Raw genomic sequence first — 17,464 nt, 5'->3', positions numbered from 1 at the left:
GCGCAATCGGCCCCCATCCGGCTCAATCGATCGGGTAGAAGTCAGGCTCCGGCATCAGCCTCGCGATCGAGAACGGCGCGAACTCAGGATCCGTCAGTACGCGGTAGACGAACTCGCCTGTGGACATATTCACTTCTTTCCAGGGATACGGGTCGCCCCGCGTCACAATTGGCCAGTTCGCCGGATCCTCCTCGGCGGATGCCAGCCAGAAGTAGCTGCACCGCATCTCGCCGAACGCCCAGGGGATGAGACCGCGCTGGTCATGGCGGTACGTCCGGTAGGGGCTGAAGGCGGGGTCGGGCCCGCTCTCCGGGCCGCCGTCGAGGAACTTCTTCCAGATCCTGATCAGATCGAACTGCCTCGTGGCATCGACGGTGAAAATGCGCAAGAACTCCGAGAACTCTCCTTTGCCGAACGTACTGGCAAGCAGTTTGTAGTCCTCGGGCAGTGCCGTGCCGAGCTCCTCCTCAACGGTTTTCCAGGCAATTTCCAGCCGGGCCGGCTCCCAGTGCGTGGCCTCGGTGATTCGCTCGATCCACATTCTCTTCACACTTTCCGCGATCTGATCGGCGGCTTGGGCCGAGGTCACCACGTTGAGCTGGTGGGCTCGGTCCTCGCTTCCACCAGTCGGCAGACCAGGGCGGCGGCTCCTCCGGCCCGTCGAGTCGGTCCCTGACTCGCCAGACGGTCCCTAGCTCTGCACCAACGAGGCCACCAGGCGTGTCATGGCGGACCGTGGGTCAGGTGTGCCGGGCCAACTGGTCATCAGGAGATGGTGAGCGGTACCGACGATCGCGAGAGCGGCGGTGTGAGGGTCGACGGTCTTCGCCACCCTGCCGAGCCCCTGCTCGGCCTTCAGGTAAACGGTGATGGCCTCCTGGATCGCGTTGAAGCCCGGTGCCCCGCCGTGCAGGGCCGTGCGGATGCGCAACGCAGCGGCAGGGCGAGTCATGGCCAGGCCTGACAGGGCCGGGCCGCCTGAGTCGAACAGTGCGAGGACGACAGCGTCGAGGTTCCGCGCCACCGTGCCCTGCCCGGCGAGTACCGACAGCTCCTGCGCCTTCGTCGACGTCCGTGCGAACCGGTCGAGGCACAGCTCGGCCACGAACTCGTCGAACCCCGCGAAGTGCGCGTGCAGCAGCCCCTTGGCGCAGCCCGCCTCGGTGGTGACGGACCGACTGGTGAGCGCGCCGGGGCCGTCCCTCTCCACGACACGCTCGGCGGCCGCGAACAGCCGCTCGCGCACGTCCGGCGTCGCCACTCCGCGCGGTGACATGTGCCTCTCTTCCGTTCTGCCGCCATCGCCCCAAGGGGCACAACCCCGCTGATGGTAGCGGGGGATTGCCCATTTGGGCACGCGCCCATACAGTTTGGGCGCACGCCCATTCTCCGTTGTCCCGCCTCAGGAGGCGCCCGTGTCAGACGTCGTCAACATCGAGCAGGCAAAGGCGTGGAACGGTCCCGAAGGTGCCCACTGGGCACGCAACGAGGGCCGCTGGAACGCCGTGAACGAGGGGTTCAACGAACCGCTGCTCGAAGCCGCCGCGCTAACCGCGACTCATCGGACCCTCGACCTCGGCTGCGGCTCCGGCCAGACCACGCGCCTCGCCGCGGTCCGGGCACCCCGAGGGAGCGCGCTGGGCCTCGACCTGTCCGGCCCCATGCTGGCTGAGGCGCGGGCCCGCGCGGAGCAGGACGGCGTCACCAACGTCTCCTTCACGCAGGGCGACGCGCAGGTGTACCCCTTCGAAGCCGGCGCGTTCGACGCGGCCATCAGCCGCTACGGGGTGATGTTCTTCGCCGACCCCGTAGCAGCCTTCCGCAGCGTCGGCCGGGCACTGCGGCCCGGCGGGCGCCTGGCGTTCGTCTGCCCGGCCGATGCCATGCTCAACGGCTGGGTGGCGGCGCTGGCGTCACTGCGCGACTTCCTGCCGGTCGGCGACTTCGGGAGGTCGGGGCTGCCCGGCATGTTCTCCCTGGCCGCCCCGGACCACATCCGTGACGTCCTCGCCGCGGCTGAATTCACCGGCATCACCATCACCGAGGCGCAGGCCTACGGGGCATGGGGACGTGGAGCCGAGGACGCGGCGGAATTCCTGCTGGGAACGGGCCCCGGTCGACACCTGATGGAGCAGGCCGACGCGGCTGCACGGGCCGGAGCCCGCCGCACCCTGACGGAACATCTGCGCGACCACGAGGCGGCGGACGGCACGGTCCGGCTGCGCAGCACATCGTGGCTGGTCACGGCAGATCGCCCGGGCGACTCGTCGGAGAGGCGCCGGACGCATTGATCACGGGCGTTGTCGGCTTCCGGGGAAGTGACCTGGTCGGCGCCCCTCCCGCTGCTCGACGGCCTCAGCCGGCGCCACGGACTGGACCAGGACCCTCTCACCGGGCAACGGGAACGTGCGGTGCGCGCCCACCTGCTGCGGACGACCGGGGACACGCCGGCGGCGAGCGGAAGCGGCCGGCCGACCGGGACTTCACCGCCACTCCCAGCGCAGCGCACGGAAGCCGGGACCCGGGTTCTCGAAGACCGCGTGGACCCGTCCGGCCGCGCTGATCCACACCGGTTCCGCGGACAGCGGTATCCCGGTCACCGCGGTGCTGGAGCAGCGCAGGCAGCGCACGGGTACCGCGTCCGGGTGGAAGGCGACCTCCAGGGTGTAGAGGAGTGCCGGTGCGTGGAACCCCCGTCCGCACTCCTCGGCGCGGCGGCCGTTCTTCGGGAACCGCAGGGTGTACTCGACCAGCGTGGTCCCGCCCTCGGAGAGCGTCCGGTCCAGGAACAGTTCGGCGACCACCAGCGGCACACTGCGGTCCGAACGCAGTCGGCCCAGGCGGGCGTTGTGTACGCCGGTGAACTCAGGCAGCGCTCTGTCCGGGTCCTCGCCCCGGAGGACCACCACACAGCGGTCCACCCGGTCCCGGGTCGCCTTGAGCGTCAGACGGGTGGTCAGCCGGATTCCGGCGCCCTGCGCGTCGAGCTCGTAGCTGTCGTGGGCGGCTACCCGGAGCAGGCCGTCGTCCGTGCTGCCCAGCTCGGCCAGCAGCTCGGGGAGGCTGCCGAACTCCCGCCACAGGCGCTCGGTCTCCAGCACCTCGGAGTCACGGTTGACCCACCGGCCACGGGGGCGGCGCGGGCCCAGGAGTGAGACCAGGCCGTCGGTGGGGATGTCCAGCAGCTCCTCCAGGAGTCGGACCGCCTGCCGGGACTGCGGCCGTTCGGGGCGGCTGCGGCCGCGCCTCCAGTAGCTGAGCGTGGTGACGCTGATCTCCACGCCGCGCTCGGCGAGCCGGTGCTGGATGCGTTCGAGGCTGAGCCCGCTGGCCCGGACGGCGGAGTCCAGGGCGGCCTCGAAGGGGCCGGTGCGGAGTACGTCGAGGAGGTCGCCCGCTCCCTCCCGTGGTCGCACGGCCTTCAGCTCCGCGAGCCGTGGGATCTGGACCGTCCGCCCGAACCGTGTCGTGCCACTGGTGTCCACCGGTCTCTCGCCTCCTGCACCGACGTCGCGTGCCTGGGGATGGGGGCGCTGCCTGTGACAGCGTTCTCGTGGGGGATGAAATAGATCCACAGGTTAGCCATGGGCAGGCTGGATATCGCCGTTACGTTGGACAGTCTGTGAACAGTTTTGACCAAACCTGAGCGCGCGCCAGAGCCGTGACCGGGGGAGGAGCCGGACACGGGCCTCTTCACAGTGCCCGTAATTAAACAGAGTTGGCGTTCGTTGACCCGGGCTCCCGGCGGCGGCAACGATCCCGGCCCATGAAGCGAACTGTTCTTGCCACATCGATCTCGCTGGCCGTCAGCGCCCTGCTGATAGCCGGCGCGGGATCCCCCGCCTCCGCTGCCGACACCGCTCGGCCTCACCCGCCGAAGGCCGACAGGAGCCAGGCCGTCCAGGACGCCCGCGACTCGATCGCCGCCCACCCCGCGGCCGTTCGGGCGAGCTCGGACGACACCTTCAAGTCAGCCTCGGTACAGCTCGACAAGGACGGCACGCGTCATGTGCACATGACGCGTGAGTACCGCGGCCTGCCCGTGCTGGGCGGTGACGTCGTCGTGCACTCCGCGCCCAGCGGGGCGTTCCGCGAGAGCACCCTGACCCTCGAGGACAGTCTCTCCCTGCCGGTGACCCCCAAGGTCGGCGCCCGGCACGCGGAGACCCTGGCGCAGAAGAAGTTCCAGGGCAAGCGCGCCGGGACGACCAGCAAGCTGGTGGTGAACGCTCTCTCCGGCACCCCGCGGCTGGCGTGGCAGGTGACCGTCGACGGCATAGCCCCCGACCAGTCGCCCAGCCACTTCAACGTGCTGGTGGACGCCCTGACCGGCAAGGTCGGGCAGACGTGGAACGACTTCCACACCGCGGACGGCACCGGCCACGGCTACCAGGTGGGCGACGTCCCGCTGACGACCACCGCGGTCTCCGGCGGCTACCAGCTCAAGGACGCCACCCGGGGCAACGGCGAGACCAGGGACGCGCAGAACCTGACCGCGACCAACGACAGCCCGCCTGCCGGCTGGGGCAAGGCGTTCACCGACACCGACAACGTGTGGGGCAATGGCACGCTCAGCGACCGCGCCACCGTCGCGGCCGACGCCCACTTCGGCATCCAGGCGACCTGGGACTACTACAAGAACGTGCACGGCCGCAGCGGCATCAAGAACGATGGGGTCGGCGCCCGTTCGTTCGTGCACTACGGCAACAACTACGCCAACGCCGGCTGGGACGACACCAGCTTCAGCATGATCTACGGCGACGGTGCCCCCGGCGACAAGCCGTTCACCGAGCTCGACGTCGCGGGCCACGAGATGAGCCACGGTGTCACCTCCGCCACCGCCAACCTGAACTACTTCGGCGACGCGGGCGGCCTGAACGAGTCGACCAGCGACATCTTCGGCACCCTGGTGGAGTTCAACGCCAACAGCTCGGTGGACACTCCCGACTACCTCATCGGCGAGAAGATCAGCTCCACACCGCTGCGGTACATGGACGACCCGAAGAAGGACGGTGTCTCGCAGAGCTGCTGGACCACCGGCACCAAGAACCTCGACCCGCACTACTCCTCGGGTGTGGGCAACCACTTCTTCTACCTGCTGGCGGTCGGCTCGGGCTCTTCCCAGTGGGGCAACAGCCCGACCTGTGACGGCGGCACGGTGACCGGCCTCGGCAACGCCACCGCGGGCAAGATCTGGTACCGCGCGCTCACCACCTACATGACCTCGGGCACCACCTACCCCGAGGCCCGTACCGCGAGCATCAAGGCCGCGACCGACCTGTACGGCGCGACCAGCAGCCAGTGCGCCGCGGTGGAGAAGGCGTGGAGCGGCGTCGCCGTCGCCGCCACCGCCACCACCTGCGGGGGCGGCGGCACCCCGCCGAGCGGCTCCAACCTGCTCTCCAACGCGGGCTTCGAGTCCGGCGCGGTCAACTGGACCGCAAGCTCCGGCGTGATCACCAACGACGCCTCCGGCACCCCGCACTCCGGCTCGTACTACGCCTGGCTGGACGGGTACGGCAGCGCGCACACCGACACCCTGTCCCAGTCGGTGACCGTCCCGGCCACCGCCGCGGCACCCAAGCTCAGCTTCTTCCTGGCGATCGACACCAGTGAGTCGGGGACCACGCCGTACGACACGCTGAAGGCACAGGTCGTCAACGGCACCAGCACCACCACCCTCGCGACGTACTCCAACGCCACGCCGGGCGGCTACACCCAGCGCACGCTCGACCTGTCGGCGTTCAAGGGCAAGACGGTCACGATCAAGTTCACCGGTACCGAGGACTCCTCCGCGGCCACCAGCTTCATGATCGACGACACCGCGGTCACCACCGGCTGAGCCTGTCCACAGGCTCCGCGGATGCGCGCGGTGGGCCCCGGCCGGGGCCCACCGCGTGTCCCTGACCTCGGAGCCCAGGACGGGAGTGTCCGGCCGAGAGGCCGGCGAACGCCCCTCTTCTCAGGTGGCGGACCTGACCGCCCCGGCCCTCCGCCGTTTCCCTGCCCTCTGCCGGAAGCGGCAACGACCGCTGTCCGGGCTCTGTTCAACATCCGTCTCTCCTGGTTACGTTACCTCTGGTAACAGAAGCGGGCCTGCCTGACGGCGCGCCGTCCCCCTCTGCCTCTGGAGTTCACCGTGACTCGTTCCTCCGCCCGTCGTCCTCGCCGCCGGCGCTCGTTCGGCACGGCCGCCCTCATCGCCGCGGGACTCACCGCGGGCACTCTGCCCTCCGTCCCCGGCCCGGCCGGTGCCACCGAGGTATCCGAGCGGGCGCGCCGAGCCGCCCCGGAGGAGCTCAAGGAGGTGTTCTTCGTGGGAAACAACTGGGAGGGCACCGCCGACGTCATCAACTCCCGTGGCGACTACGCCAAGATCGGCCGGATCGACATGATCCCCGACAAGAAGGAGCGCCTGCGGGAGATCTACCTCAACCCCGTCAAGCTCGCCTTCTTCCTCGGTATCCGGCTCGGCCCGGGCGAGGGCCACGACCAGTACGTCGACGACATGTACACCACGAAGGACGGCAGGTCCGTCGTGGCCTCCCGGCCGAGCTTCGCCGACGTGGTCTCCATCGACGTGGAGAGCGGGCGGATCAACTGGCGCTTCCCGGTGTCCGGCTTCCGCTCCGACCACATGGCGGTCTCACCCGACGGCACCCAGGTCGCCGTGTCCTCGTCCACCGCCAACACCGTGCACGTCCTCGACATGGCGACGGGCAAGGAGGCGGGCAACTTCAAGACGGGCGACAAGCCGCATGAGAACGTGTACACCGACGGTGGCGAGTACCTCTGGAACATGGCCATCGGCGAGGTCAACACCGACATGGACGCGCCCTGGCAGGACTTCACCAAGGGCGACCGCCGCATCACCGTCGCCGACGCGAAGACCTTCGAGGTCAAGAAGATCATCGACATGCGCGAACGGCTCGACGCCTTCGGCCGCAAGGACCTGTCCGACGCGCTGCGGCCCGTCGCCTTCACGCCCGACGAGTCGAAGATGTACTTCCAGGTCTCCTTCTTCAACGGCTTCGTCGAGTACGACGTGGACGCCGACAGGGTCACCCGGGTGAAGACGCTGCCGAAGAACCCGCAGACCAGCGACGACCGCACGACCTTCGTCAACGACTCCCGCCACCACGGCATGTCCATGAGCCCCAGGGGCGACAAGATCTGCATCGCCGGGACGATGGACGACTACGTCACCGTCGTGAACCGCGAGACGCTCCAGGAGGGTCCGCTCGTCACCGCCTCCAAGCCGTACTGGGCCACCGTCAGCGGGGACGGCAAGCACTGCGTGGTGTCCGAGAGCGGCACCGACCAGGTGACGGCGATCGACTTCGCCACCGGCAGGAAGGTCGTCTCGATCCCCGTCGGAGACCACCCGCAGCGGGTCCGCCTCGGCCACGTCCCCACGGACTGGACCGGTCCCGCCACCGGCTGAGACCCCCGGAACCCGCCTCTCTCCCGACCACGGTCTGCCGGGCCACGGCTCTCGAGGCGCGGAGGGGCGGGTTCCACCGGGCCTACGGAGGGCGGAGGGCGGGTCCCTCCGGACGTCCGTCAGGCCTCGGGGATGGCGCGGCCGTAGTCGGCGAGCGTGACGGCCTCGGGCTCGGGGCCGCCGCGCCGACCGGTCTCCAGCGCGTCGAGGGCGGCGAGTTCACCGGCGGTGAGCTCGAAGTCGAAGACGTCGATGTTCTCGGCGATCCGCGCGCGCTTGGTGGACTTGGGGATGACCGAGCGGCCCTGCTGGAGGCCCCAGCGCAGGAGCACCTGGGCCGGGCTCTTGCCGTGTGCCTCGGCGATGCGTGTGACGGCGGGGTCCTGGAGGACGCTCCTGCGGTCCTCGCCGTAACCCGGGTAGAAGGTGATCCCTCCGATGGGGGACCACGCCTGGTTGAGGATGTGGTGCCGGTCGTCGAAGTCGAGGACGGCGCGCTGCTGGAAGTAGGGGTGGATCTCCAGCTGGTTGACCGTGGGAACGACGGCGGTGGCGTCGAGCAGTGCGGTCAGGTGGTCGACCATGAAGTTGCTGACGCCGATGGCGCGCACCTTTCCGTCGGCCAGGAGCTTTTCCAGGGCGCGGTAGGCGGCGAGGGTCCTGTCGAAGTCGGACGGCAGTGCCTGGTGCAGGATCAGCAGGTCGATCCGGTCGACACCGAGCTTGGCGGCGCTCTTGTCGAAGCCGTGCAGGGTCTCGTCGTAGCCGTAGTCGCTGATCCAGATCTTGGTCTCGACGAAGATCTCCTCGCGGGGCACCCCTGAGTCGCGGAGGGCCTGGCCGACCTCGCGTTCGTTGCCGTAGGCGGCGGCGGTGTCGACGTGCCGGTAGCCGAGTTCGAGCGCGGCCTTGACCGCGTCCCGTGTCTCGTCGGGCGGGGTCTGGAAGACGCCGAGCCCGAGGGCGGGCATCTCGACGCCGTTGTTGAGTGTGAGGGTCCGCATCACAGGAACCTTTCGTTTCGTACGGCCCGTGCGGGCGCGATGAGGGTCAGGACGGTCACGGCTGCCGGCGTGAGCAGGCCAGGGCGGAGAGGGCCGGTGCCGCGGCGCTACGCCCTGGAGCGCGCGTCCGCGCTGATCAGCCACCGCCGGGCCTGCGCGGGATGATCGTCCGGACGGCGGACGGAGGTGCCGCCGACGCGCCACCGTGATCACAGGTTGCCTGCTCACAGCCGTACCAGCACCTCGAGGGCTTCGCGCACGGTGTTCCTCCACGCCGGCTTCCTGTCCGGGCCCGTTCCCGACTCGCGGTCCCGGGCCTCCTCCAGACAACCGCAGACGGGCGGACAGGTGGGAGTCACCGCTCTTCCCGGTAACGGCAGTACCTCGCAGGTGCTCGCCGACGGACCTACCGTGAAGCGGACGGCTCACATCCGCGCCGCCCGATCAAGAGGAGGTCCCCGTGCCACTGGCCGCCACCGAAGCCCTCACCCACTCCGTGTCCGACACCGGCCGGTCGACGGTCACGTCCGTCCAGGGCGTCGCGGAACCAGCTCCCGGGAACTGACCATGGCCGACGACGACAGGAAGAACCTGGCCGCCGAGGTGCGCCAGTTCCTCGGCACCCGGCGGGCGCGTATCACCCCGGAGCAGGCCGGGCTGCCGGTCTACGGCGGGAAGCGCCGCGTCGCGGGCCTTCGCCGTGAGGAGGTGGCCCTGCTGGCGGGCATGAGCGTGGACTACTACGTGCGGCTGGAACGCGGGAACCTCAGCGGAGCCTCCGACTCGGTCCTCGAGGGCCTCGCGCACGCACTGCAGCTGGACGAGGCCGAGCGCACCCACCTCTACGACCTGGCCCGCTCGGCGACCCCGTCGGGCCGTCGCCCCACGGTGACCGCGTCCCGCGTACGGCCCACGATCCTGCGGCTGCTCGACTCCATGGCCGACGTGCCGGCGTACGTACGCAACGCCCGGTTCGACATCCTGGCCACCAACGCGCTGGGGCGGGCTCTGTACGCACCGGTCTTCGATTCGCCGCTGTTCGCTCAGCGCGGCCCGGTCAACAGCGCTCGTTTCATGTTCCTGGATCCCGCGAGCAGGGACTTCTGGACCGACTGGGACAAGGGCGCCGACGACGCGGTGGCCTTCCTGCGCACCGAGACCGGCCGGGCGCCCCACGACAAGGCGCTGACCGACCTGATCGGCGAGCTGACGACGAGGAGCGACGACTTCGCACGCCGGTGGGCACGGCACGACGTGAAGTTCCACCGCTCAGGCGTGAAGAACCTCCGGCATCCGCTGGTCGGCGAACTCGCCCTGCCCTACGAGGCGATGGACCTGCCGTCCGACCCCGGGCTCCGGCTCAACTTCTACACCCCGGAACCGGATTCGCGAGAGCGGGAGGCACTCGGCATCCTCGCCGGCTGGACCAGCACGGGCACGGCCGCCCCATCGAGGAACGGCCGGCCGAGGAACGCCTGACCGCACTGACGCCGACCGCCCCAGAAGCCGGAACCGGCCGAGGGCGCGAGTCCGGACGAGGTCGAGCGCGACGTCCCGGCCCTCGTCGCGGGCCTCCGTAACCTGATGCGCACGCCCTGAGCGGTCCGTACGCCCGCCGCGCGGCTCCCCGTCCCGGCCGGCGCATCCGTCTGAGCACGGCCGAGCGCCTGGCCCGGGGCGAAGAGCGGGCCCCGGGCCAGGCGCCATGACGTCGGCGGGAAAGCCGGACGTGTCGAACCGGTCATGCGACACGCAGTGCGGCGATGTCAGCCGCCGGAGTCGGGGACGGGGCCGCCCCGGCCCGGATCAGCCGACGTTGACCGCGGTCCAGGCGGCGGCGACGGCCTTGTACTCCGTGCTGGTGGAGCCGTAGAGGGACGACGCCGCGGAGAGTGTGGCCGTGCGGGCGCCCGAGTACTTGGTCGTCGACGTCATGTACGTCGTCAGCGCCTTGTACCAGATCTGCAGTGCCTTGGCCCGGCCGATCCCGGTGACCGTGGAGCCGTTGTAGGTCGGCGAGCTGTAGCTGACCCCGTTGATGGTCTTGGAGCCACTGCCCTCCGCGAGGAGGTAGAAGAAGTGGTTCGCGACACCCGACGAGTAGTGCACGTCGAGGTTGCCGAGGGTGGAGGACCAGTAGTCCTTCGAGCCACCGTCCTTGCTCGGCTTGTCCATGTAGCGCAGCGGGGTGCCGTCCCCGTTGATGTTGATCTCCTCGCCGATGAGGTAGTCGCCCACGTCGGAGGAGTTCGCCGCGTAGAACTCGACGCCCGTGCCGAAGATGTCGGACGTCGCCTCGTTCAGACCGCCGGACTCACCCGAGTAGTTGAGGCCCGCGGTGTTGGAGGTGACGCCGTGGCTCATCTCGTGGCCCGCCACGTCCAGCGAGGTCAGCGGGTGCGTGTTGCCCGAGCCGTCGCCGTAGGTCATGCAGAAGCAGCTGTCGTCCCAGAAGGCGTTCACGTACGCGTTGCCGTAGTGGACCCGGGAGTACGCCGCCACGCCGTTGTTCTTGATGCCGCTGCGGTTGAAGGTGCTCTTGTAGAAGTCCCAGGTCTTCTGGGCGCCGTAGGCGGCGTCGACGGCCGCGGTCTGGTCGGTGGTGGAGCTGGAGGCGGCGCCGGTGCCCCAGATGTCGTCGGCGTCCGTGAACAGGGTGCCCGCGGAAGAGGTGCTGGCGTGCGCCTTGTTGTAGGTCTTGTGACCGCCGCGCGTGCCGTCCGTCAGGTTGTACGTCGAACCCGACAGGGTGGTGTTGAGGGTGACCGTGCCCGAGTAGAGGCTCTTGCCGGTACCGGTCTCGATGCCCTGGTACTCGTAGAGCTTCTCGCCGGTGGCGGCGTCGGTGATGACGTGCAGCTCGTTCGGGGTGCCGTCGTCCTGGAGGCCGCCGACGACGGTCTCGTAGGCGAGGGTCGGCTTGCCGGTGGCGGCCCAGATGACCTTGCGGGGCGCCTGGTCGGCCGCGGTCTTCTCCGAGCCCGCGTCCCGGGCGGCGCTGACCGCCTGCTTCTCGGCCTTGGCGGCGGTGATCGTCGCCTTGAGGGAGGAGACCTTGATGGTCGCCTTCGTGGCCTTGGTGACGCCCTCGGCCTTCCCCGCCCTGGTCTCGTGCACGACGAGGTCGCCACCGAGGACCGGAAGTCCGTTGTACGTGCGTTCGTACCGCGTGTGAACCGTGCCGTCGACGTCCTTGACGACGTCTCTGACGAGCAGCTTCTCCTGTGTGCCGAGACCTATCTCCTGTGCCGTCTCCGCCGTGGAGGCGTCGGCCTGCTGGATGAGGGCGGTCCGTGCGGAGGCGGAGAGCTGGAGGGGCGAGCCGGCGAGAGGGGCGGGCTTGCCGGTGGGGAGCGCCGTGGTCTGGGCGGCGGCACCGGTGGTCATGCCGGTGGCGAGCAGGGATCCGGCGGCGACAGCGGTGGCGATCGCCAGCGTGGTCCGCTTGTGACGCGCGTAGAAGTGGGTCACGGAAGCTCCTTCTTGTGGGGACGACCCGACGGCCTGGGGTGGCCGGCGGGGCGCTGATAAGGGGGGTGCCACGTGCGATGGAACTTTGGCACTCATGCCCTGTTCATGTCATGAGGTGGCGGAGGGGTTGGCTGAAACACGCCGCATCCCGCATTGTTTCGGCCCTGTGAACAGTGCGTCGCGACGCGGGACGGGCCTGATACAGAGCCACGCTTCCGGTTACATGTCGCTGGTGAAACGGGCTGAGGCGCAGTCACCGATTGGTCTCCGGGACCGGAGTCAGTCCCGCGTGTGGCTTGAATTCACCCATCGGGCACGCACCCCTGTTTCGGGACGGTGCCGGTGCCGCGTACCGGCCACATCCGAGGCGCGTACGCACGGCGCACCTGGTGGCGGGCGCCGCGCGCCGACGTCGTGAGGCGCAGGACAAGCACCGCCCGCCCGTACGCCCTGCTCGTCGCGGAACTCCCGCCGGCGCCGCCACGCACGGGCGGGTTCCGGGCCGGGACTTCGAGGGCGTCGCTGAGGTCCTCGGCCGGACCGTGCGTATCGCGGTCTCCGACGCCTGGGGCGATCTTCGGCCGCCTGCCCCGGACTGGCTTCGTTCACCTTCAGGGACAGCGTTTGTCGACGAGTTCGGGTTCTGGTCCGACTTCCATGAAACGGTCACGCCTTGGTGCAGGCGGCGCGGGTTGTCAGCGGCGAGTGCGATGATCGCCTTCGTGGACCGCTACTCGGCTGATCAGATCCAGGTAATCACCTTCGAGGAGCGTGTTCGGACGCATCCTGCGATGTACTTCCGGGTCGCCCGGGAAAGTCCTGAGCTTCCGACAGAGATTCTTCAGCAGGTGGTGTGGGACGCGCTGCACCACCGCGACGGCACGCATGGCCAGATCAGCGTGGAGATCGAATCGGACCTGGTCTTCACCGTGGAGGATGATCAGCGCCGTACTTGCGACGAGCGGGATGGACCCATCCCTGGATTCTTCGGTTCTCTCCTAGACAAGGAGCGATGGGCGCCCGCGGCAGCCGCGGTCCTCAGCGTCCGTACGGTTGTCGAGGTGCGGCTGGACGGGCGAGGCCTCCGCCAGGAACTGGTCGGCGCCGTGCCGTCGGGTGACTGGGAGGAGTTCGCCACATCCAAGCCCTCTGGTACACGGACCACATTCCAGCTGGACCCGTCGTACTGCGGCCCCGACGAGGCCATCGCCTGGGCGTTGCGCCCGGAGGAACTTCACGGCCGAGGATGCGACGCGAGTCCTTCGCCGGTGACCTTCTCCATTCATGACCTGCGCGCCGAAGCTGAGAACTCAGCCGGCGAGTAGGACTCGCTTCCGCAGCAGCCCGAAGCCGGCGCACGCCATGTGACGCGATCTCCGTCACCTGGCGCGGTGGGCCGGGCCGTTTCCTGCTTTTCCTCTCACCGCTGCTCCCGCCTCGCGGATGATGGTCCTCGGCGCATCGTCACCGTCGTCGAGTCATCACGTTCGACGGTGTCCCCTTCAAGGGGAGTACATTTACCCCAGGGGGTATTTCATGAGGAGAGACCATGGAGCTTGATCTGGCGGCAGCGGAGCTGAAGGCGGTCCTGAACCGGCTGAGGCGGGCGCAGGGGCAGATCGCCGGGGTGATCCGGATGATCGAGGAGGGCCGCGACTGCGAAGAGGTCGTCACTCAGCTGGCAGCCGCGTCGCGCGCGCTGGACCGTGCCGGGTTCGCGATCATCGCCACCGGGCTCCAGCAGTGTCTGACCGAGACGGAGAACGGCATGCGCTCCGGCGAGAGCCGTGACGAGATGCGCGGCCGACTGGAGAAGCTGTTCCTCTCCCTGGCCTGAGTCTCCCGGTGGCGGCCGCGCTCAGACGATCACGTCGACGAGCATGAAGGCCGCCACCCCCAGCAGCACGCACGCGAACACCCTCTGCAGTCTGTGGCCCGTGAGCTTCGAGCCGAGCCGTTTCCCGTCCCAGGCACCGAGGATCGCGGCTCCGGTGAACGGCGCGATCACCTCCCACCGCAGGTCGCCGCCGGTACCCGCGCGTGAGGTCAGCGCGGCCACGGAGTTGACGGTGATGACCAGCAGACTGGTGCCGACGGCCTGCTTCATGCGCAGGCCCAGGACGCTCACGAGGGCGGGAACGGCGAGGAATCCGCCGCCCACGCCGAGGAAACCCGTCACCGCTCCGAGCCCGGCGCCGGCTCCCGCCGCGCGGGCGGGCCGTATCCGCTCCGGCGGCTCGGCGCGGGACGGCCGCAGCATCCGGAGGGCGGCCAGCGCGGCGACGACCGCGAAAGCCGTGGTGAGCGCCGCCGCCGGGAGACGGCCGGCGGCGTTCCCGGCGAGGAACGCCGGAACGATGCCCGCCGCCGCGAACAGCGCGCCGGTCCGCCAGGCCACGTTGCCGTCCCGCGCGTGGGCGTAGAGAGCGGTGGCGGAGGTGGCGGCGACGATGATCAGGGCGGCGGTGGTCGCCGACACCGGTGAGAACCCGAGCAGATAGATCAGCGCGGGTACCGCGAGGACGCTCCCGCCACCCCCGAGGGCACCGAGGGCCAGACCGATGACGGCTCCGGCCACCAGGGCCAGGACCAGGGCGCTCACGCTGTCGGTCCGCTGGTCCCGCGTTCGCCGACGACCGGGTATCCGGCGGCGGTCCACGCGTTCATACCGCCCTTGACGTCCACCACCTGTGCGCCCCGGGCGGCAAGGATCTTCGCGGCCTGCTGCGAGCGGTGCCCGCTGCGACATATCGCCGCGAGCGGGAGGCCCCGCGCATCCTCGGGCAGGGCGGCGCCCGCCGCGAGTCCGGACAGCGGGGCGTGTACCGCCTCCGGGGCGTGTCCGGCCCTCCACTCGGACTTCTCCCGCACGTCCAGCAGGACGGCCTCGGGCCGGTCGCCGCTGGTGCGGGTGCGCGCCTCGTCCACGGACAGTCGCTGTTCGCGCCTACGGAAGAGGAACATCGTCGGCGTCACCTTTCCTGTTTCCTGTGTCCTGGTTCTCGTTCATGTGCGGTCGGCCTGGTCAGCCCGGTCGGCCCGGTCGGACGGACCTGATACCGGTTCAGCCGGTGACGACGGTCAGCCCGGCCTCGGTGGCGGCGGCGAAGCCGTCGTCCACGGCGACGACGCGTCGCCCCGCGGCGTCCAGCAGCGATGCGGCGATCCCGGCGCGCATTCCGCCCGCGCAGTGCACCCAGACCGTGCCGTCGGGCACGTCGCCGATGCGGCGGTGCACCTCGTGGACGGGCACGTGCACCGATCCCTCGATCCAGCCCTCCGCACGCTCGGATGCGCGGCGTACGTCGAGTACGACGATCCCGTCCCTCGCCTGTGCCGAGAGTTCCGCGAACGTGGCCCGGGGGAAGGACGCCGCGCTCTCGTCGTCGCGGAGCCACGAGGCGGGGCCGCCGGTCGCGGCCGCGGCCGGGCGGTCGATGCCGACCCGCACCAGTTCCCGCTGGGCGGAGGCCAGTTGCTCGGCCGACTCCGCGAGGAGGGTGACCGGCTTGCCCCACGGGATCAGCCAGGCGAGATAGGTGGCGAGCTTTCCGTCGGCCTCGAAGTTGAACGAGCCCGCCACGTGCCCCTCGGCGAACGCGACCCGGTTGCGCAGGTCCACGACCCACTCCCCGGCCGCGAGGCGTGCGGCGATCTCCTCCGGGTCCGCGAACGCGGGCGGGGTCAGGTCGAGGGGGGCGGCGCCGGCGGCGTTGGCGGGGGCCATGTGAGCGTAGTACGCGGGCACGTCCTCCAGCCCGGAGAGCAGGTCGGCGACGAAGGTGTCCACGTCCGTGGTGAGGGCGGTGTTGCCGGCCCTCTCCTTGCCGATCGTCGTGGCGTCGCCGTCCGCCTGCGCGGAGGAGCAGAAGCTGCCGAAACCGTGCGTGGGCAGGACCGTGGTGTCGTCGGGCAGGGCGTCGGCGAGGCGGTGGGCCGAGGCGTGCTGGGCGCGTGCCAGCCGCTCGGTGAGGCGCGGCTCGACGAGGTCGGGCCGGCCGACGGTGCCGATGAGCAGCGAGCCTCCGGTGAACGCGGCGACCGGCTGCCCCGCCTCGGCGAGTACGTAGGCGGTGTGGTGCGGGGTGTGGCCCGGCGTCGCCACCGCCGCCAGGGTCAGGCCGTCGTCGACGTCGACCGTGTCCCCGTCGGCGACGGGGGTCCGGGCGAACGAGACGTGCGCACCGGCCGGGACGAGATAGACGGCGCCGGTCACGCGTGCGAGCTCCAGGCCGCCGGTGACGTAGTCGTTGTGGACGTGCGTCTCCACCACGTGGGATATCCGCACCCCCCGCCGGGCCGCGACGGCCAGGACCTGATCGAAGTCGCGCGGCGGATCCACGGCCACGGCCGCCCGGCCGCCGCCGGCGAGGTAGCTGCGGTTGCCCAGGCCCTCGAGCTCGATGGTGTCGATGAAGAACACGGGGATCCTCTCGTCGAAAATTACCCCCCGGGGTATTTGGTTTACCGTAACACCGTACCCCCGGGGGTATATTTCGGGGGAGGTGCGCCGTGCGGTGAACGGGCTGACCGGGCGTTTCATGGGCTCGGCCAGGCGTGCAGGGTCGGACCAGGTGACCTCCGGGCGCGTGGTGCGCGCCGTGTGCCGTGCGCTGTCACCGGCACGACCTCTTCGGCCTACCGTCACGCAACTAACGGTTGCGTAATCCTCGACGAGTCGACTAGGTTGATACGCAACCAAACGTTGCAGAAGGTGGCGAGCATGGAATTCGGAACGATAGAGCGGGAGATCCAGATCGACGCCTCCCCCGAGGTCGTCTTCGACGTGGTGAGCAGTCCCGAGCACCTGCGCGAGTGGTGGCCGGACGAGGCGGAGTTCCCGGCCGCGCCCGGGGGAGCGGGGCGGATCGGCTTCGGGGACTGCTCGCAGGGCGGTACCTGGGTGCAGTTCGCGGTCGTGGACGCCGTGCCGCCGCGGCTCTTCTCCTTCCGGTGGACCCACGAGGAGGGGGAGTCAGCCGCCCCGGGCAACTCGAACCTAGTCGTCTTCGAGCTCGAGCCCGTCGGGACGGGGACGCTCCTGCGGATGACCGAGAGCGGCTTCCGCGAGCGCGGCTGGGACGAGGCGAAGGTTGCCGCCGAGTACGCCGAGCACGTCACCGGTTGGGACTTCTACCTGCCGCGGCTGCCGGAGTACGCCGCGAAGGTCGGAGCGGGTGCGTAAGCGTGATGGTGGACGACGACCTCTGGTCGGCGGTCGGCGACCCGACCCGGCGCCGGATGCTCGACCTGTTGCTGAGCGAAGGCAGTGGGACGGCGACCAGCCTGAGCGAGCACCTGCCGGTGACCCGTCAGGCGGTGGCGAAGCACCTCGTCGTCCTGGACCGGGTCGGCCTGGTGCACGCCACCACAGCCGGCCGCGAGAAGCAGTTCCGCGTCGATCAGGCCCAGCTCGCCCGCGCCGTCACCCAGCTCGCCGACGTCGGCGCTGCCTGGGGCTCCCGTCTCCAGCGCATCAAGCGCCTCGCCGAGACGATCCAGCGCGGCAAGGAGACGAACAACGAGACCGAGAAGAAGCAGTAGA

Annotated in this window: 16 protein-coding genes; 8 read left to right on the top strand and 8 right to left on the bottom strand. The window is 69.9% G+C overall.

Features of this window, described 5'->3' with window-relative positions:
• Positions 1-22 precede the first annotated feature (22 nt).
• On the bottom strand, positions 23-592 hold the full coding sequence (locus tag LWJ43_RS07410; protein WP_277331501.1) for an SMI1/KNR4 family protein: 570 nt from the start codon (positions 590-592) through the stop codon (positions 23-25).
• 99 nt (positions 593-691) lie between these two features.
• Positions 692-1,276 carry a TetR/AcrR family transcriptional regulator gene (locus LWJ43_RS07405; protein ID WP_277331500.1) on the bottom strand — a complete coding sequence of 195 codons (585 nt, stop codon included), beginning with the start codon at positions 1,274-1,276 and terminating at the stop codon, positions 692-694.
• 139 nt (positions 1,277-1,415) lie between these two features.
• On the opposite strand from LWJ43_RS07405, the gene LWJ43_RS07400 reads away from it, so the two are divergent.
• Positions 1,416-2,291, top strand: a complete 876-nt coding sequence (locus tag LWJ43_RS07400; RefSeq protein ID WP_277331499.1) for a class I SAM-dependent methyltransferase — start codon at positions 1,416-1,418, stop codon at positions 2,289-2,291.
• A gap of 192 nt (positions 2,292-2,483) precedes the next feature.
• Here LWJ43_RS07400 and LWJ43_RS07395 read toward each other — a convergent pair whose 3' ends face one another.
• The gene (locus LWJ43_RS07395) at positions 2,484-3,485 is read right to left on the bottom strand and encodes a hypothetical protein (protein WP_277331498.1); all 1,002 of its coding nucleotides are present in this window, start codon (positions 3,483-3,485) and stop codon (positions 2,484-2,486) included.
• A 281-nt stretch (positions 3,486-3,766) separates the two neighbouring features.
• Here LWJ43_RS07395 and LWJ43_RS07390 point away from each other — a divergent pair, with 281 nt between their 5' ends.
• Together LWJ43_RS07390 and LWJ43_RS07385 are read left to right on the top strand one after the other, a co-directional pair.
• Positions 3,767-5,842 carry a M4 family metallopeptidase gene (locus tag LWJ43_RS07390; RefSeq protein ID WP_277331497.1) on the top strand — a complete coding sequence of 692 codons (2,076 nt, stop codon included), beginning with the start codon at positions 3,767-3,769 and terminating at the stop codon, positions 5,840-5,842.
• 297 nt (positions 5,843-6,139) lie between these two features.
• Positions 6,140-7,444: a YncE family protein gene (locus LWJ43_RS07385; RefSeq protein ID WP_277331496.1), complete on the top strand. Its 1,305-nt coding sequence runs from the start codon at positions 6,140-6,142 to the stop codon at positions 7,442-7,444.
• 119 nt (positions 7,445-7,563) lie between these two features.
• Here the strand turns inward: LWJ43_RS07385 and LWJ43_RS07380 are convergent, their stop codons facing one another.
• Positions 7,564-8,448: an aldo/keto reductase gene (locus LWJ43_RS07380; RefSeq protein ID WP_277331495.1), complete on the bottom strand. Its 885-nt coding sequence runs from the start codon at positions 8,446-8,448 to the stop codon at positions 7,564-7,566.
• 567 nt (positions 8,449-9,015) lie between these two features.
• On the opposite strand from LWJ43_RS07380, the gene LWJ43_RS07375 reads away from it, so the two are divergent.
• On the top strand, positions 9,016-9,927 hold the full coding sequence (locus LWJ43_RS07375) for a helix-turn-helix transcriptional regulator (protein ID WP_277331494.1): 912 nt from the start codon (positions 9,016-9,018) through the stop codon (positions 9,925-9,927).
• 327 nt (positions 9,928-10,254) lie between these two features.
• Here LWJ43_RS07375 and LWJ43_RS07370 read toward each other — a convergent pair whose 3' ends face one another.
• On the bottom strand, positions 10,255-11,919 hold the full coding sequence (locus LWJ43_RS07370) for a M4 family metallopeptidase (RefSeq protein ID WP_277331493.1): 1,665 nt from the start codon (positions 11,917-11,919) through the stop codon (positions 10,255-10,257).
• 542 nt (positions 11,920-12,461) lie between these two features.
• On the opposite strand from LWJ43_RS07370, the gene LWJ43_RS33045 reads away from it, so the two are divergent.
• Positions 12,462-13,244, top strand: coding sequence for a hypothetical protein (locus LWJ43_RS33045; RefSeq protein WP_462100868.1), 783 nt, complete (start codon positions 12,462-12,464; stop codon positions 13,242-13,244).
• Between the two features lie 224 nt (positions 13,245-13,468).
• Complete coding sequence (locus LWJ43_RS07360) at positions 13,469-13,756, top strand: metal-sensitive transcriptional regulator (protein ID WP_277331492.1); 288 nt, start codon at positions 13,469-13,471, stop codon at positions 13,754-13,756.
• Positions 13,757-13,777: 21 nt separating this feature from the next.
• Here LWJ43_RS07360 and LWJ43_RS07355 read toward each other — a convergent pair whose 3' ends face one another.
• From LWJ43_RS07355 to LWJ43_RS07345, 3 genes are all read right to left on the bottom strand, one after another.
• Entirely contained in the window at positions 13,778-14,521 is a 744-nt protein-coding gene (locus LWJ43_RS07355) for a sulfite exporter TauE/SafE family protein (RefSeq protein ID WP_277331491.1), read from the bottom strand.
• Positions 14,518-14,883 (bottom strand): rhodanese-like domain-containing protein, encoded by a 366-nt coding sequence (locus tag LWJ43_RS07350; protein ID WP_277335830.1) that lies wholly within the window; start codon positions 14,881-14,883, stop codon positions 14,518-14,520. Before LWJ43_RS07350 ends, LWJ43_RS07355 begins: the two co-directional genes overlap by 4 nt.
• A gap of 100 nt (positions 14,884-14,983) precedes the next feature.
• Positions 14,984-16,342 carry an MBL fold metallo-hydrolase gene (locus LWJ43_RS07345; protein ID WP_277331490.1) on the bottom strand — a complete coding sequence of 453 codons (1,359 nt, stop codon included), beginning with the start codon at positions 16,340-16,342 and terminating at the stop codon, positions 14,984-14,986.
• 300 nt (positions 16,343-16,642) lie between these two features.
• Between LWJ43_RS07345 and LWJ43_RS07340 the strand changes: the two genes are divergently transcribed.
• Together LWJ43_RS07340 and LWJ43_RS07335 are read left to right on the top strand one after the other, a co-directional pair.
• Positions 16,643-17,104, top strand: a complete 462-nt coding sequence (locus tag LWJ43_RS07340; RefSeq protein ID WP_277331489.1) for an SRPBCC domain-containing protein — start codon at positions 16,643-16,645, stop codon at positions 17,102-17,104.
• Between the two features lie 2 nt (positions 17,105-17,106).
• Positions 17,107-17,463 carry an ArsR/SmtB family transcription factor gene (locus LWJ43_RS07335; protein WP_277331488.1) on the top strand — a complete coding sequence of 119 codons (357 nt, stop codon included), beginning with the start codon at positions 17,107-17,109 and terminating at the stop codon, positions 17,461-17,463.
• The last annotated feature ends 1 nt before the right edge of the window (position 17,464 follow it).

Origin of the sequence: Streptomyces sp. JH34 (assembly GCF_029428875.1) — a bacterium.
Lineage (GTDB): Bacteria > Actinomycetota > Actinomycetes > Streptomycetales > Streptomycetaceae > Streptomyces.
The sequence above is the reverse complement of the archived record's forward strand: the minus strand, read 5'-3'. Positions and strand labels throughout refer to the sequence as shown.

Coding starts and splice junctions, on each gene's coding strand:
- LWJ43_RS07405 (WP_277331500.1), bottom strand. CDS start 1,276: ATGTCACCGCGCGGAGTGGCGACGCCGGACGTGCGCGAGCGGCTGTTC.
- LWJ43_RS07390 (WP_277331497.1), top strand. CDS start 3,767: ATGAAGCGAACTGTTCTTGCCACATCGATCTCGCTGGCCGTCAGCGCC.
- LWJ43_RS07380 (WP_277331495.1), bottom strand. CDS start 8,448: ATGCGGACCCTCACACTCAACAACGGCGTCGAGATGCCCGCCCTCGGG.
- LWJ43_RS07375 (WP_277331494.1), top strand. CDS start 9,016: ATGGCCGACGACGACAGGAAGAACCTGGCCGCCGAGGTGCGCCAGTTC.
- LWJ43_RS07360 (WP_277331492.1), top strand. CDS start 13,469: ATGGAGCTTGATCTGGCGGCAGCGGAGCTGAAGGCGGTCCTGAACCGG.
- LWJ43_RS07350 (WP_277335830.1), bottom strand. CDS start 14,883: ATGTTCCTCTTCCGTAGGCGCGAACAGCGACTGTCCGTGGACGAGGCG.
- LWJ43_RS07340 (WP_277331489.1), top strand. CDS start 16,643: ATGGAATTCGGAACGATAGAGCGGGAGATCCAGATCGACGCCTCCCCC.